Below are 14,769 nucleotides of genomic sequence, written 5' to 3' on the forward strand. Positions count from 1 at the left end.
TTCGGCGGGAAGTCCAGGCCCTTGTCGGATACGATAGGTGCACTGAGGATCATGAGCCCTCCGCATTGGCGGCTTCAAGGCCGTGTTTGAGAACCGTGGCGGCGGGCATGGCGCTCCACCCCTGAAGCAGAGAGCCGCGGCCATAGGGCGGCGCGAAATATTCCACCGCCCCGGCCCAGCCGTTGGCAAGGCAGGTTTCCCACCACCGGGTCAGGGCATACCGTGCACCGCCAAGGCCGTGGTGCAGCCGCTCTTCCGCATAGGCACCATCCCAATAGGGCCAGTCCGAACCGTTGTGATAGCGGAAGGCAAAAGCGGTCTTTGAGCGGGTGTCCCGCGCTCGCTTGAAGGGCGGATACGCGCACATGACGCCCCAGTCGCCGTAGGGCTGTTCCGTGTTGTTCCTAGTTTCCAGATTTTTTTCAAAAGCCTTCAGAAGGCCTTTTGCCCGTTCGGCTGAAATTGCGTCAAACCGGGAGAGCGTCAGGCTGTCGAGGACAAGGTGATCTTCGATGAAGCCGTCTGGCGTCTTGTAGTCGGCATAACCGTTGCGTTCGGCAACAAAAAGACCGTCCTCGATTTCGGCGCGGGCCTTCTTGGCGGTTTCGCGGGCTTTTTCTGCCAGTTCCGGATCATGTTCCTTGCCGAGCTTGGCAACCGCATCAAGCGCACCGACGAACAGACCAAGGTCGTAGGAAACAAGGCCTTCACGGAAAACGTTGTCCGCCCAGTCGCGGTCGTTGCGCGGCTTCAGGGGCAGAACGCTTCCCGGTGCTGCAAAGCCGAGATAGCGGTTGATGATGGCCTTCACGATCGGCCAATGCATCTTCGCCTCGGCGATGTCTCCCGTCGCGTCCACATATTCGCTTATGAAGAGAATGAAGAAGAGCGGGCTGTCGAAATGGTCGCTCCACCAATCCCCGGGACGATTGTGATGTTCGGGGAATGCTTTTCCGCGCCTTTCCGGGTTGGCCCGGCATTCAGCGACGAACCGCTGCCATGCTTCGGATTGCGCGGGTCCCGTCAGGATAACGCCGCTCGGGGCTTCGCCGTCAGGCTGGACGCCCTTGGCAAGCAGGCGAATTTCCTCGCGCACTGCTTCCGGGGCAAGTGTCAGAAGCGGCTGCATGGTCCAGTAGCCGTCGCGGTAATAGGTGCGCGCCGGTGCGCTGTAGGCCTGTCCCGCAGCAAGGCCGGCAAAAGCCCCCTTGTCGTCCTGCCGGATGCTGGATAGAGCAGCATGAACGCCCTGCATCACCATGCTGCGCATCAGAGGATCTGCCTCCGGAACGGCATCGCATCGCGCCGCATAGGCCTCGGCTTCTGCAACGATCTCGTCATTGGAAAGAGCGAGTGCGCCTTTTGCCTCGTCCATCGAAGCGCCCACGGCAATCCGGAGGTCGTTTTCGCCTGTTTCGATGATAACGACACCCCAATCGAGTTCGATGGTGCGCTGGGTTTTTGATTTCGTGACCTTGGCCTTTACGCCTTTACCATCCAGTTCGTGCCACCAGGCGCAGCGGCGAGCCGGATGGATGGTCTTCAGCTTGACGTTCTGCAAAAGCATGATCGGCTTTGACTGGGCGACGTAGCTACCGCCCGACTTCGCGATCAGCCGGTTCGGTCCATAGACATAGGGGCCGGGCAAAGCCGAGAACCGAACTCTCCCCAGGCTGCCGGACCCCCACAGTGCGAGATCGACATAGCCATCGGGATGCAGGTCGGCCTGCAGGCGCGGCGCCATGATCGGCAGGAGAACGGGATGCTGGGTGGCGATTTCACCCTGTGGCGTCGGCGTCATCATGATGGGGTCGCTGGTGCTCTGACGTTGGATGGAGGATTGGCTGAGCCGGCGGCAGTCGCTGACTGTTTGAGCGCGCACGCAAGAGGGGTTGCCTCGATCATCGCCGGCAAACGGGAAGCCATGCCCAACGCAGCGGTGCGTGCGCCGTTTGCTGGCGCATCGACCGGTGCAGAAGCTCTGACGTCTCTCATTGCCTGCATGGCGAACCTCGTCGCGTTGCAACAGAATGAGGAGAGCCTAGCGAATTGGGAATTAATTTGTCAAGGCGGTGGACAAATAGATTTAAAAACGCTAGCCAATATTGAAGAAACCCGCTTGAGTGGTTTTGAAATTGCTGATTTCGGCGAAATTTTAGGTACTCATATCTGAATTAGGTATAGGTGCTGGACTAATTGGGAGATCACCACAGAACGATGGCCATCACGTCTTCTGTTGCGCAGACACCGATTGCGCGCAAAATTTCGACCAATGCGGTGATCCGGACCGTTCTGGCGCAGGGCCCGATTTCCCGGGCCGATATCGCCAAGTTCACCGGACTTTCCAAACAGACGATTTCCGATGTCGTGCGAGATCTGGAGGCAGATGGCTGGTTGAGGCCGGTGGGCAAGACCGACGGACGCCCCGGACGCACGGCCATCACCTACGAGCTGAATGCCAGCGCAGGGCTCGCCATTTCCATCGATCTGGGAGGCACAAAGATCGCGGCTGCGATTGGAGATCTTCTTGGAAACATCATCGCCGAGACGAAAGTGCCGACCGATGCACGCGGTGGTATCCATCTTGTCGATCAGTTCCAGGCGGTTATCAGCGACCTTACGGAGATGGCGGGCGTTGAAATGGCCAAGGTCCGGATGGTCGTCCTCGGGACGCCGGGTGTGCTCGATCCCGCCACGGGCCACATCCATGTTGCGCCCAATATTGCCGGAATCGAGAATATCGATCTGCGCCAGCTGCTGACAGACAGGCTCGGCATTCCGGCAATCATCGAAAACGACGTCAATCTTGCCGCGGAAGGCGAGCGCTGGAAGGGACATGGTGTCGACGTCGGCAACTTTGCTTTCATCGCACTCGGTACCGGAACGGGCATGGGCATCATCGCCAATGGGTCCCTGTTGCGGGGTGGGCGCGGGGCCGCGGGTGAAATCTCCTACCTTCCTATCGGTGGAGATCCGTTCGACCCGGGCGGTTTTCATCTCGGAACGTTCGAAAGTGCCGTCGGCAGTGTGGCGATGGCCCGGCGCTACGTCGGTTTTGGCGGGCAGGAAGGGGCAAGCGTCGCCGACCTCTTCGTCGCCTTCGAGAAGGGCGATCACAGCGCCATTGCGGCGGTCGAGGAAACGGCGCGGTTGACCGCGCTTGCCATTGCCGCCGTTGGCGCCACGCTCGATCCGCAACTGGTAATCATGGGCGGCAGCATCGGCGCGCGGCCGGAATTGGTGGAGGCCATCCGCCGCTATCTGCCGCGCTGCACTCCCTATCCGACCCGGATCGAAATCAGCCGCTTCGGCAACCGGGCCGCTCTCATCGGCGGCATGGGGATTGCGGTTGCACATATGCATGAAGAGCTTTTCGGGGTCGATCTAGGAGAGGTGTAGACCAAACAGACTGGGATCCGGGGCGGGACGCACTCCTTCGAAGAGCGCGGGTTTGCAGCCTCACCTGAAGCGCAAAGCACTGGGAAAATGGAAAAATGAAAGTCGGTATCGTCGGTCTCGGGTCGAGAATGTCACATGTGGCACGCTGCCTGAAGGCACAGAAAGCTGATCTGGAATTCGCAGCATACGCCGATCCCGCACCGGCTGGGCTCTCTTTCCTGGAGACCAGCCTCGGAACCACGCTGAACGGCTATGAAACTCTTGAGGAGATGCTCGACGGCGAAGCGCTGGACATGTTGATGATCGGCTCGCCGAACCACATGCATATCGGCCACCTGCGGACGGCGCTCAAATCCGCGGTTCCCTATATCTTTACCGAGAAGCCCGTTGTCATCAGTGAGGCGGAAACCTTCGAACTTCTGGAACTGATGCGTGCTCACGACGGCATGCAGCGCCTGATGATCGGCCTCGTCCTGCGATACGCGCCGCTCTACCAGATGCTGAAGGAGGCCCAGGCCAAAGGCCAGCTCGGAAAGATTGTTTCGATAGAGGCCTCGGAACACATCGCTCCGTATCACGGCAGCTTCTTCATGCGGGACTGGCGTCGTTACGTCAAGTATTCCGGCGGTTTCATGCTGGAAAAGTGCTGCCATGACCTCGACCTCTATCAGGGCGTTGTCGGCAGGCGCGCAAAATATGTCTCAAGCTTCGGCGGCCGGAAAAGCTTCCTTCCTGAGAACAAGCCGGATGAACTTCCGGATTACAGGGCGCTTGCACTGCGCGCTGAACCTTCGCGCGGCAATCGGGTCTATCCGTTCGAACCGCGTTGGGGCGGTGCGTCCTCAGAATTCGAGAGCGACGCGGACATCATCGATTACCAGACGGCGCTGATCGAATACGAGGACGGCGCGACCATGGCCTTTCACACCAACATGAATGTGCCCGATGAGTTCCGCCGGTTCGCGGTGATCGGCACAAGGGGCATGGCGGAGGGCGACTTCGTCCGATGCACCTTCAAGCTGACCGATGCCCTGACATCACAGACGCTTCTCGAAGAACCGAGCGTCGGTACGGGCAGAGACAACCATTCCGGCGCAGACGACCAGATGGCGGCCGACATCGCGGCATTTCTCGACCGGGGCGTGCCGCTGAAGGTGACCGTGCTCGATGCGCTCGAGGCGGGGCTAACGGCGATCAAGATTGACGAGGCGCGCCGCAATCGTTCGGTCGTCGATATGGGGGCGGTCTGGGACCAATTCGACAGCTACGGGCTGACAGCGAAGAGCTGATGCCAATCGCCTCTGGAAAGAGCGCGCCTGCATCATGAAACGATGACGGAGTTGAGTCATGGGAATGCTTGAAATGGTTGATGTGCGTAAGGCCTTCAGCAAGTTCGAAGTCATAAAAGGCGTCTCTATGGCGATCAACCACGGCGAATTCGTCGTTTTCGTGGGGCCGTCCGGCTGCGGCAAGTCGACGTTGTTGCGCATGATCGCAGGCCTTGAAGAAATCACCGCAGGCGATGTGAAGATCGACGGCAAGGTGGTCAACGGACTTGAGCCGGCCAAGCGCGGCATCGCGATGGTGTTCCAGTCCTACGCGCTGTATCCGCATATGTCGGTCTATGAGAACATCGCCTTTCCGCTGCGCGTCGACAAGCTGCCGAAAGACGAGATCGACCGCAAGGTACGCCGCGTTTCGGCCATCCTGAAACTCGATGAGCGGCTCAAGCACAAGCCCGGCCAGCTTTCGGGCGGGCAGCGGCAGCGCGTCGCCATCGGCCGGGCGATCGTGCGAGAGCCCTCCGTCTTCCTCTTCGACGAGCCGCTTTCCAATCTCGATGCAGCGCTCCGGGCCGAGATGCGCATCGAGCTGTCCAAGCTCCACAATGACCTTGGCGCAACGATGATCTACGTCACGCACGATCAGGTCGAGGCGATGACCATGGCGGACCGGATCGTCGTTCTCGACCAGGGCTCGATCAGTCAGGTCGGGTCACCGCTAGAGCTTTACCACAAGCCTGCCAATCTCTTCGTTGCGCAGTTCATCGGCAATCCGAAGATGAACCTTCTGCCGGTCACCTGCACCGCCTGCGACGAAAGCGGTGCAACCGTGGCACTTGCCAACGGCTCGAAGCTCACGGTTCCGGTGGAGGTTCGTGGAGACCTTCAGGGCGCATCGCTGACCTTGGGCATTCGGCCGGAACATCTGTTGCTGGGGCAGGGAGAGGCTGAGCTTCAGGTCATGCCAACCGTGATCGAGCATCTCGGCATCCACACGCTTGTCTATGCATCCATCGAAGGCAGCGATGAGACTTTCACCTCGCTCTTCCACAGCATGGTACCGGCAAAGGCTGGCGTGCCGCAGACCGTCGGCCTCAAGGGAAGCGACTGTCATCTCTTCGATGGCGACGGCAAGGCCCTGGAACGCCGCGTTGATGCGAGTGAAATGGATCCGTCCTTGCCTGTTGCCGCAGCCGTTTGACACTCCGATGTGGATTGTCGAAGTCACCCGGCTCCTGCCGGAGCCGGCCATGAGGACCGTGAATGAAAGTTCTGATTTTTCCTGACGCCAAGGATGCCATCGCGGCAGCAGCGCGCCTTGTGCTTGACCAGGTGCGGCTGAAGCCTGACGCCGTTCTCGGTCTTGCCACGGGCGGCACGATGGAAGCCGTTTACGACCAGGTGGCAGATGGTGTGCGGGCGACGGCGGTCTCCTTTGCCGATGTCAGCAGTTTCAACCTCGACGAATATCTCGGCCTGCCGCCGGAGCATCCGGCGAGTTATCACACGTATATGCGTCAGCGTCTGTTCAGCCGGGTCGGCATCGATCTGGCGAAAATACATCTGCCGAGAGGCGACTGTGAAGACGCTGAGGCGGAATGCCTGCGCTATGAGGCAGCCATCGCGGCCTCTGGCGGAATTGATCTTCAGTTGCTTGGGATCGGCCGAAACGGACATATCGGCTTCAACGAACCGACGTCGAGCTTGTCTTCCCGCACGAGAGTGAAAACCCTGACGGCAGATACGCGAGAGGCGAATGCGCAGTTTTTCGACAGGTTGGAAGACGTGCCGCATTACGCGCTGACCATGGGGATCGGGACAATCCTCGACGCACGGCACTGCGTTCTTCTGGCAATCGGGGCGTCGAAAGCGGAGCCGGTTGCAAAGGCCATCGAGGGACCGCTTGCGGCGACCTGTCCGGCGTCCGCGCTGCAACTGCACAGGCACGCGACCATGCTGCTCGACCGGGAGGCGGCGGCCGGTTTGCAACTTGTCGACTATTATCAACGGGTTCATCCCGATGGTGCCCCGGCTCAGATAGAGACCCGTTGAAGCCGGTCTTGAAAAAAGCACTGCGCACGGCCGGGAGGCAGCAACGTGCTTGATGAACAGAATGTGCCTGCGGGCGCCCTAGCTGCACGGAACCTCATTCATCATGACGCATGACATCATATTCAATTCACAGGAAGGCGATGCGACGGCTCGCCTTCAGGCTGCTCTCGACCAGGCCAGCGAGAGAGGTCAGCGTCTCGTTCTGGAAACCGGTGTTTATCAGACCGGCGGCCTCGTGTTGCGCAGCGGAGTGCATCTTCATCTCTGCGAAGGCGCAGTCCTCAAACCATCCGGCGACTATGCCGCTTATGCCTCCACCACGGTCGATGTCGTTGCCGAGGACTCGGATCGGGCGATGCTGGTTGCCAAGGACGTCAAAGGCATTCGCATTACCGGCAAGGGTGTCATCGAGGCGCCGGGTGCCGACTTCATTGCCGGCGAGCTTGACGACATGGGAACGCATTTGCCCGCACGCCTGCGTCCCCGTGTGATGGTGTTTGACGGCTGCCGGGATGTGCACATCGAAGACATTACCATTTGCAATTCGCCGATGTGGACCTTGCATTTCATCGCTTGCGAGCAGGTTGGCATAGCTCGGGTCACTATTGAAAACGACCGGTTGATGCCGAACACGGATGGCATCGTCATCGATTCCTGCAGCAACGTGGACATCGAGAACACCAACATCGCAACTGCCGACGACGGCATCGTGCTAAAGACAACCCGGCGGGCGAGCGGTGTGCCCACCGGGCCATGCCGGTCCATTCGTATTCGGAAATGCCGGATAGAGAGCCAAAGCTGCGCTCTGAAAATAGGAACGGAATCTTTTTCCGATTTTAAAGACATAGAATTCGCAGACTGCGACGTCGTTTCGTCCAACCGGGCATTGGGCATTTTCTCGCGCGACGGCGGTGAGATTGACGGTGTCACGTTCCGGCGCATAAGGGTCGAGTGCCATGAAACCCGGGACGGCTTCTGGGGCTCCGGCGAGGCAATAACCGTCAATGTTCTTGATCGTCGTCCCGAAGCGCCCGCCGGGGCGGTCTCTGACGTTCTTTTTGAAGATATTTCCGGCACCATGGAAGGCGCTGTCAATCTTGCTGCACTCGGCAATGCCGGAATCAAAGGCCTTGTGTTACGCCGGATCAATCTTCAGCAGCGGCCCGGTCTGCTTGGCACAGGTGAGCGCTACGATCTGCGCCCGACCGCTCATGACCTTGCCCTGGCAGAGGATGTGAGCGGCCGCGCCAATGCCTACGTCAAGGACGCGTCGGGTGCGGTGCTAGGCCTTTTCGCCTATCCGGACGGTCTGCCGGGTCTTTTTGCCCTCAATGTAGACAGCCTTCAGTGTGAAGATGTCCGGATCGAGCGGCCAGAGCCCTTGCCTGCCGGCTGGAACCGGCAGCAACAGGTTACGGCTTCGAAAACGCCGCTCTAGGGTTCGGGCCAGGGTAGCGCATGCCTTGGTCGGTTTATGCCAGGATACCAATGCCGGAGAGACGAAAGCCGGGCGCGGCGCGACGTTCCGCGAAAGCTTTCCTTACATTCCGGCAGCTCTTCGGAACCTCGCGCGCCTCCCAACCATCTGATTGATCATCTGCTTCTCAAGCAGCCGCTTTTGAGGTCATCCTCGGTCTGACGTTTCAGTTTCTGGGCGGACGCTATGTGCTCAAGCGCCACATGCGGGTTCAGCTTATCAATTGCCGGAAGCCGGGGCTAAGTTAATTTGACAGACTGCTAGACACGCCCGTCCCGGATAGCGGCATTTCCCTTCGAATGCCTTCTGACATCGACCGGAAATCCTCTGGCCCAAAACGCTTGACCTCTGTGAAACTGGATGTTTGTATGAGTGGATACAAAAATCCAATGGAGCAGAAATGGCACTTTCGCCTTCACCGGCCGACCTGAAAGCCTCCACCGCTGAGGAGGAGGCCTATCTCCATTTGCAGTCGGCGCTACGGTGCGGGCGGTATAAGCCGGGGGACCGGCTGATCCCCGAAGAAATAGCCAATGAAATCGGCATGAGCCGGATGCCTGTTCGCGAGGCTTTCCGCCGGCTTGCTTCCGATGGCCTCGTCACGCTGCGCCCGAACCGCGGTTGCGTCGTGGCCGGTCTGACGGCCGATGAAATCTGCGAAACCTTTGAAATTCGATCCGTTCTGGAAGGTCTGGCGGTGCGGCTTGCCATGCCGCAGATGAATGCCGACACGCTCGAGGAACTGGAGTTGCTGCTCGACCGAATGGAGCGTTCTGGCCAGAGCGGTAGCAACGAATGGGTGTCGAGGCATCAGGAGTTTCATGCCTATATCTACGGTCTGAGTGGCCGCCCCAAACTCATTCGTCAGATTTCCGCTCTTCATCTGGTCATCGAACCCTACATGCGGATCTGGTTCGATTTTGTGACCAAACCACTCTCTGCCCGTCAGGAACATGAAAACCTGATTGAGGCCCTGAAATCCGGTGATGCAGCTCATGCCGAGGCGGTGATGAGGGAGCACATTCTCGGCACGGCACCATTGCTCATCGAATACGCAAGTCCCGCCCGGCGCTGAAGCGCGCCGGACGGATAGCCCAAAGCCGGGGACACATTCGGCACGGGCGAGGGGAACCGCCGAACCATCGGCATTGAAATAGAGGAAGGACTTCACGTCATGACGATCCGTCGCATGGCCGCGATCGCGGCTGCTTTATCGACACTCGCCCTTGGCCCCGCTGCCATGGCGCAAAGCGCGCCCACCGAGATCACGATCGCCACTGAAGGGGCTTACGCTCCCTGGAACTTCACCACGGCGGAGGGCAAGCTGGACGGCCTTGAAATCGATCTGGCAAACGATCTTTGCGCTCGCATGAAGGTCAAATGCACCATTATCGCCCAGGACTGGGATGGATTGATCCCCTCTCTGACGGTCGGCAAGTTCGACGTCATCATGGCCAGCATGTTCATTACGACAAAGCGGCTTGAGACCATCGACTTCACGCAACCCTATGCGGTCGACCCGTCCGGCTTCGCCGTTGCAAAGGATAGCGAACTCGGTGCACTCGGCCTCACAGGCGAGAAGTTCAAGCTTGACGACGACAATGCTGGTGCCTTGGAGGCTATCGAAAAGCTGAAGCCGTTGCTCAAGGGAAAGGTTGTCGGCGTGCAGGCCGCAACGACCAACCTAGATTTCGTCAAGAAATATTTCGCCGACACGGTTGAAATCCGTGAATACAAGACGACCGAACAACACGATCTGGATCTGGCGGCTGGCCGCATCGATGCGCTTTTCGCCCAGCAGACAGCCCTGGCGGCAACCCTCGCAAAGCCAGAATTCGAAGAGTACACAATTGCGGGACCTGGCTTTGTCGGTGGCGTCTTCGGCTTTGGCACCGGCGCGGGTCTGCGCAAGGAAGACACGAAACTCAAGGAAATGCTGAACACGGCCATCGACGAGGCAATCGCCGACGGCACGATCAAGCGGATCTCCGAGAAATGGGTGAACACGGACGTGACACCCGTCAAATAACGCGGTCAAACCGCGGGCGGCCGGGGAATTCCCCGGCCGAACGTTTTTGAAAAAAGGTTTCGACCCGTATGTTCGACAAACTCCACTTGCTCGGTTTCGGCAGCGGAGGCTGGGGTCCTGCGCTGCTTGAGGCCGCGGCGATGACGCTGCTGCTGTCGGTGCTGGGCTTCGCCCTCGGCATATTTTTCGGTGCGACCGCTGCCGCCGGGCGCCTGTCTTCTGCGCGGCTGCCGCAGGCAATCGCCTCCGCTTACGGCACCGTTTTCCGCGGTGTGCCTGATCTCCTCACCATCTATCTGCTTTACTATGGTGGCAGCGTCGCGCTGACCGCAGTCGCCCGGGCCATGGGCGCGGAGGGCTTCATTGGCCTGCCCACCCTGGCCACAGGTGTTCTCGCCCTCGGCATCATCTCCGGCGCTTATCAGGCGGAAGTCTACCGGGGTGCCTATCTGGCCATCGACCGGGGCCAGTTTGACGCTGCCAATGCACTTGCACTCACGCGTGGCCAGAGGCTGTTCCTAGTGATCGTTCCGCAGCTTCTGCGTCATGCCCTTCCTGGCCTCAGCAATGTCTGGCAGCTGGTCCTAAAGGATTCCGCCCTCATTTCGGTGATCGGCCTCGTGGAGCTGATGCGTCAATCCCAGATCGGTGCCGGGTCCACCCGGGAACCGTTCCTCTTCTACATCGCCGCCGCTTGCCTGTATTTCGTCATCGCCGGCATCACCGGGTTCGCATTCCGGGCCGTGGAACTCAGAACCTCCCGGGGGATCGCGCGGTAATGATCGATTTCAGTTTCTTTATCAGCATCATCCCCAAGCTGTTGTCCGGTTTGCCGCTCACGCTGCAGCTCGCCGGGGCTTCCATCGTTCTCGGTTTCATTCTGGCGCTCGTTCTCGCCCTGGCGCAGCAGAAGAACAGTCCGCTGGTGGTCTGGCCAATCCGCACCTTCGTCGCCCTGTTCAGAGGCACGCCGCTGCTGGTCCAGATCTTTCTGATCTACTACGGGCTTGGTCAGTTCCGCCCGACGCTTCAGACCCTCGGCCTGTGGACCTTCTTCCGTGAGCCGTATTGGTGCGCGATCTTTGCGCTCTCACTGAACACGGGCGCCTATGGCAGTGAAATTCTGCGCGGCGCGATCCAAAACATTCCCAAGGGGCAGTGGGAAGCTGCCGCCGCCCTTGGCATGAACCGGCTGCTTGCCTTGCGGCTCGTGGTCCTGCCACTGGCATTCCGGGCAGCGATCCCGGCCTACAGCAATGAAATCATTCTCATGGTCAAGGGCACATCCCTGGCTTCCATCATTACGCTGATGGAGGTCACCGGCATCGCGCAGGGGCTTATCTCCCAAAGTTACCGGGCGATCGAGGTCTTTATTGCCGCCGGAGCTATCTACCTGATCCTGAACTTCCTCATCGTGCGCGCTCTGAACGCCCTCGAGCACAAACTCACACCTTACCGGGCCCGCTCCTGACGGGGACCTCACCAGACAAATACCGAGGAGACGCAAAAGGAATGCGTAATTTTGAAAACCCGACGCGGTCGGTGTCCGTGTCGGCCAATGCCATGGCTGCGACTTCGCATCCATACGCCACGCTTGCGGCGGTCAACATCCTTCAGGCCGGTGGCAATGCGATGGATGCAGCCCTTGCGGCTTGTGCCGTCCAATGCGTCGTGGAACCGGGCTCGACCGGAATCGGCGGTGACTGCTTCGCGCTATATGCCCCCAAGGGTGGTGATGAGGTTCTGGCCTATAACGGGTCCGGGCGCACACCCGAGGCTTTGACCGAAAGCTGGTTCAGCGAGTGCGGTATTACCGATGAAGTCCCACGTCAGTCGCCGGCGTCGGTTACCATTCCGGGCGCGATCGACGCCTGGACGCGCCTGCATGCCGACCATGGGCGGCTTCCCTTTTCCGAGATCCTGGCTCCGGCTATCGCGTTTGCGGAAAAGGGCTATGCCATCACGCCGAGGGTGCACCGGGACTGGGTGCTGGAAGAAAAGTTGCTGGCTGCGGATGCGGCTGCTGCCAGGATCTTCCTTCCCAAGGGCCGTGCTCCTGCTATCGGCGAGATTCACAAGCAGCCGGAATTGGCCGCAACCTTGAAACGAATTGCTGCCGAAGGCCGCGATGGCTTCTACCTCGGGCCGGTTGCGCAGGACATGGTCGATCACCTCCGTTCGCTGGGGGGGCTGCACACGCTGCAGGACTTTGCCTCCGCAAAGGGCGAATACGTGAAGCCGGTCACCACCCGGTTCCGAGACCACACGATCCATGAATGTCCGCCGAACGGGCAGGGCATCATCGCCCTGATGATCCTGAACATCCTGTCCCACGTCGAGACCGGAGACGATCCGCTATCACCAGATCGGCTGCACGCTGAAATCGAGGCCACGCGCCTTGCCTATGCCGCGCGTGACGCCTGGCTGGCGGATCCGGACAAGGTCGAAGTGCCGGTGGATGAAATGCTGTCGGACGAGCTGGCGGCCAGGCTTGCAGCCAAGATCGACCTCAGCCGCGCCCTGACGGAATTGCCCGCTTTCGACATGCCGCTGCATCGTGACACCGTCTATATCACCGTGGTCGACGCGGAGCGCAACGCGGTCAGCCTGATCAACTCGATCTTCGATTGCTTCGGCTCGGGACTGGTTGCCCCCAATTCAGGCGTGGTGTTGCATAACCGCGGCCAGAGCTTCTCTCTGAAGCCCGGACATCCGAATGTGGTCGCCCCCGGAAAACGTCCACTGCACACCATCATTCCCGGCATGGTCACCCGCGACGGGCGCACCGAAATGTCCTTCGGCGTGATGGGCGGCTACTATCAGGCCATGGGCCACGCTCATCTGGTGTCAAAGATCATCGACTACGGCATGGACCTTCAGGAAGCCATTGATCTTCCACGGCTTATCCCTGTCGGCGGCAACGACACGCGCGTTGAAGCCGAGCACACAGTTCCGCCGGCGGTCGCAACGGAACTTGAGCGCCGGGGCTTCAGGCTCGTTCCCTCTCCGGATCCCATCGGTGGTGCGCAAGTCATCCGGATCGACTGGGAAAACGGCACGCTCACCGGCGCCTCGGAATCCCGCAAGGACGGGATCGCTCTGGGGTTCTAGGCGGATATTGCAGTTCTGCCCGGCTCGGTGCTGCTGCACCGGGCAGAACCGCCCCGCCGCAGGGATGCTCGCCGGATTAATCCACGCAGCAACAGCAGGTTCCCAAATTGCGGACCTGGAAACCCGGCAGAAGTCTGCGTAACAGGCCATGATCTTTGGCTGAGCAAAATGACCCAAGGCCTTTTTCACGCCTGTTCGTGCCAGCTCAGCAAGCTGGGCGGGTTTGGGTACGCCCGGCCGAAATTCTTTCCTAATTTCGGAAAAGCAACCAAGTGCCGCAGGCGCGACCTGCGGTCCGGGGCATGTGCCTGTGTCAAGTCGAGACAGCCGCCGATCGCGCCTGCCGACCCGCGATGGACGTTCAGTTGCGTTTCCTTCAATGCCGCTGGTTTTGCTTATTGGGGAAATGCCGCGGATGATGTTGCCGGCAAACCGGCAGGAAGAAGCGCCCACATCGTCTTTTCAGGGGTTAGGAACCCAAGCCAGCCATCGCTTGGCACCTTGATCAAAGTCGGCTACGGGTATTTGGTTTCGGGCGAATGGACGGCTGGTGTCGTTTCTTCAGCCTTGGTGATCATTTTGCCGAGGAGCGCGGACGGTGTTCAAAATTGGCGTCGCGCGCGGCTGGATCAGAAGCTGCGGTAGGTGTGGTAGATCATAGATGAACAGGAGCACGCTCAAACCCGTTCGCAGTCGGCGCACCGTACAGGACCAGATTTACGTTCAAATGAGGGAATCTCTGGTCAACGGCGCATTTAGGGCCGGAGAGCAGTTCACGATCCAGTCGCTTGCCGAGAAGTTCATGACGTCTCACATGCCTGTGCGGGAAGCCTTGCGGCGGCTTGCAGCAGAAAATGCCTTGCGGATTGCTTCGACGGGAACAGCTGTCGTGCCGGCGCTTGATCTGGATGAGCTAACGCAGATCTGTCAGGCCCGCCTCATTCTCGAACCGGCAACCGTGGAAATCGCGTTTGATCATATCACTCCGGAGATGGTGAAAGAGCTCGAGTCGATTCTTGCCCTACACAAGCAGTGCGGCGCCGCAGGCGACGTGATGGCCATGCTTGCGGAAAATCGCAAGTTCCATTTCCGGATCTACCGAGCTTCAGGCAACGAGGTGCTCTTCAGCCAGATAGAAAATCTCTGGCTGCGCAGCGGCCCCTATGTCCGCTATCTCTCCGATCGGATGTGCGATCTCTTGAGGACGAGCTACAAGGAGGGATTTGCGCGCCATCATGACGACATGCTGTATGCCGTCAAGCGAGGAGACAAGGCTGTTTTCCGCAACGCCATGTATCATGACATCAAGGCGACCCACGACCTGCTGTTCCGCTTCTTGAGCGAAGAGCCGGAATAGCCGAGCCTCGAACCCTTTCGGACGGAAGCCCTTCTCAATCATTTCAACGGATTGCAGCAAG

General features: G+C 59.7%; 14 protein-coding genes. 13 read left to right on the forward strand and 1 reads right to left on the reverse strand.

Going from position 1 to position 14,769, the window contains the following annotated elements; all coding sequences use genetic code 11:
- Positions 1-49: 49 nt before the first annotated feature.
- Positions 50-1,801, reverse strand: coding sequence for a glycogen debranching protein (locus V1T76_RS21555; RefSeq protein ID WP_442970160.1), 1,752 nt, complete (start codon positions 1,799-1,801; stop codon positions 50-52).
- Here V1T76_RS21555 and V1T76_RS21560 point away from each other — a divergent pair.
- The 13 genes from V1T76_RS21560 (at position 1,763) to V1T76_RS21620 (ending at position 14,708) form a co-directional block, all read left to right on the forward strand.
- On the forward strand, positions 1,763-2,173 hold the full coding sequence (locus V1T76_RS21560) for a hypothetical protein (RefSeq protein WP_330562749.1): 411 nt from the start codon (positions 1,763-1,765) through the stop codon (positions 2,171-2,173). The genes V1T76_RS21555 and V1T76_RS21560 overlap by 39 nt on opposite strands.
- A gap of 44 nt (positions 2,174-2,217) precedes the next feature.
- On the forward strand, positions 2,218-3,399 hold the full coding sequence (locus V1T76_RS21565; protein WP_330562750.1) for an ROK family transcriptional regulator: 1,182 nt from the start codon (positions 2,218-2,220) through the stop codon (positions 3,397-3,399).
- 95 nt (positions 3,400-3,494) lie between these two features.
- Positions 3,495-4,688 carry a Gfo/Idh/MocA family protein gene (locus V1T76_RS21570; RefSeq protein ID WP_330562751.1) on the forward strand — a complete coding sequence of 398 codons (1,194 nt, stop codon included), beginning with the start codon at positions 3,495-3,497 and terminating at the stop codon, positions 4,686-4,688.
- A gap of 58 nt (positions 4,689-4,746) precedes the next feature.
- Positions 4,747-5,883, forward strand: a complete 1,137-nt coding sequence (locus V1T76_RS21575; protein ID WP_330562752.1) for an ABC transporter ATP-binding protein — start codon at positions 4,747-4,749, stop codon at positions 5,881-5,883.
- 62 nt (positions 5,884-5,945) lie between these two features.
- Positions 5,946-6,734 carry a glucosamine-6-phosphate deaminase gene (gene nagB / locus V1T76_RS21580; protein WP_330562753.1) on the forward strand — a complete coding sequence of 263 codons (789 nt, stop codon included), beginning with the start codon at positions 5,946-5,948 and terminating at the stop codon, positions 6,732-6,734.
- 103 nt (positions 6,735-6,837) lie between these two features.
- Positions 6,838-8,172 carry a polygalacturonase PglB gene (gene pglB, locus V1T76_RS21585; RefSeq protein WP_330562754.1) on the forward strand — a complete coding sequence of 445 codons (1,335 nt, stop codon included), beginning with the start codon at positions 6,838-6,840 and terminating at the stop codon, positions 8,170-8,172.
- Positions 8,173-8,611: 439 nt separating this feature from the next.
- Positions 8,612-9,286 (forward strand): GntR family transcriptional regulator, encoded by a 675-nt coding sequence (locus tag V1T76_RS21590; protein WP_330562755.1) that lies wholly within the window; start codon positions 8,612-8,614, stop codon positions 9,284-9,286.
- Positions 9,287-9,385: 99 nt separating this feature from the next.
- Complete coding sequence (locus V1T76_RS21595; protein ID WP_330562756.1) at positions 9,386-10,240, forward strand: transporter substrate-binding domain-containing protein; 855 nt, start codon at positions 9,386-9,388, stop codon at positions 10,238-10,240.
- A gap of 68 nt (positions 10,241-10,308) precedes the next feature.
- Complete coding sequence (locus V1T76_RS21600; protein WP_330562757.1) at positions 10,309-11,019, forward strand: ABC transporter permease; 711 nt, start codon at positions 10,309-10,311, stop codon at positions 11,017-11,019.
- A complete protein-coding gene (locus tag V1T76_RS21605; RefSeq protein WP_330562758.1) occupies positions 11,019-11,711 on the forward strand; it encodes an ABC transporter permease in 693 nt (230 codons plus the stop codon). Before V1T76_RS21600 ends, V1T76_RS21605 begins: the two co-directional genes overlap by 1 nt.
- Positions 11,712-11,752: 41 nt before the next feature.
- Positions 11,753-13,351, forward strand: coding sequence for a gamma-glutamyltransferase (ggt, locus tag V1T76_RS21610; protein WP_330562759.1), 1,599 nt, complete (start codon positions 11,753-11,755; stop codon positions 13,349-13,351).
- Between the two features lie 168 nt (positions 13,352-13,519).
- Positions 13,520-13,996: a hypothetical protein gene (locus V1T76_RS21615; protein ID WP_330562760.1), complete on the forward strand. Its 477-nt coding sequence runs from the start codon at positions 13,520-13,522 to the stop codon at positions 13,994-13,996.
- Positions 13,997-14,012: 16 nt separating this feature from the next.
- Positions 14,013-14,708 carry a GntR family transcriptional regulator gene (locus V1T76_RS21620; RefSeq protein ID WP_330562761.1) on the forward strand — a complete coding sequence of 232 codons (696 nt, stop codon included), beginning with the start codon at positions 14,013-14,015 and terminating at the stop codon, positions 14,706-14,708.
- Positions 14,709-14,769: the final 61 nt, after the last annotated feature.

The sequence above is a fragment of the Roseibium sp. FZY0029 genome, from assembly GCF_036350355.1.
In the GTDB taxonomy this organism is placed as follows: domain Bacteria; phylum Pseudomonadota; class Alphaproteobacteria; order Rhizobiales; family Stappiaceae; genus Roseibium.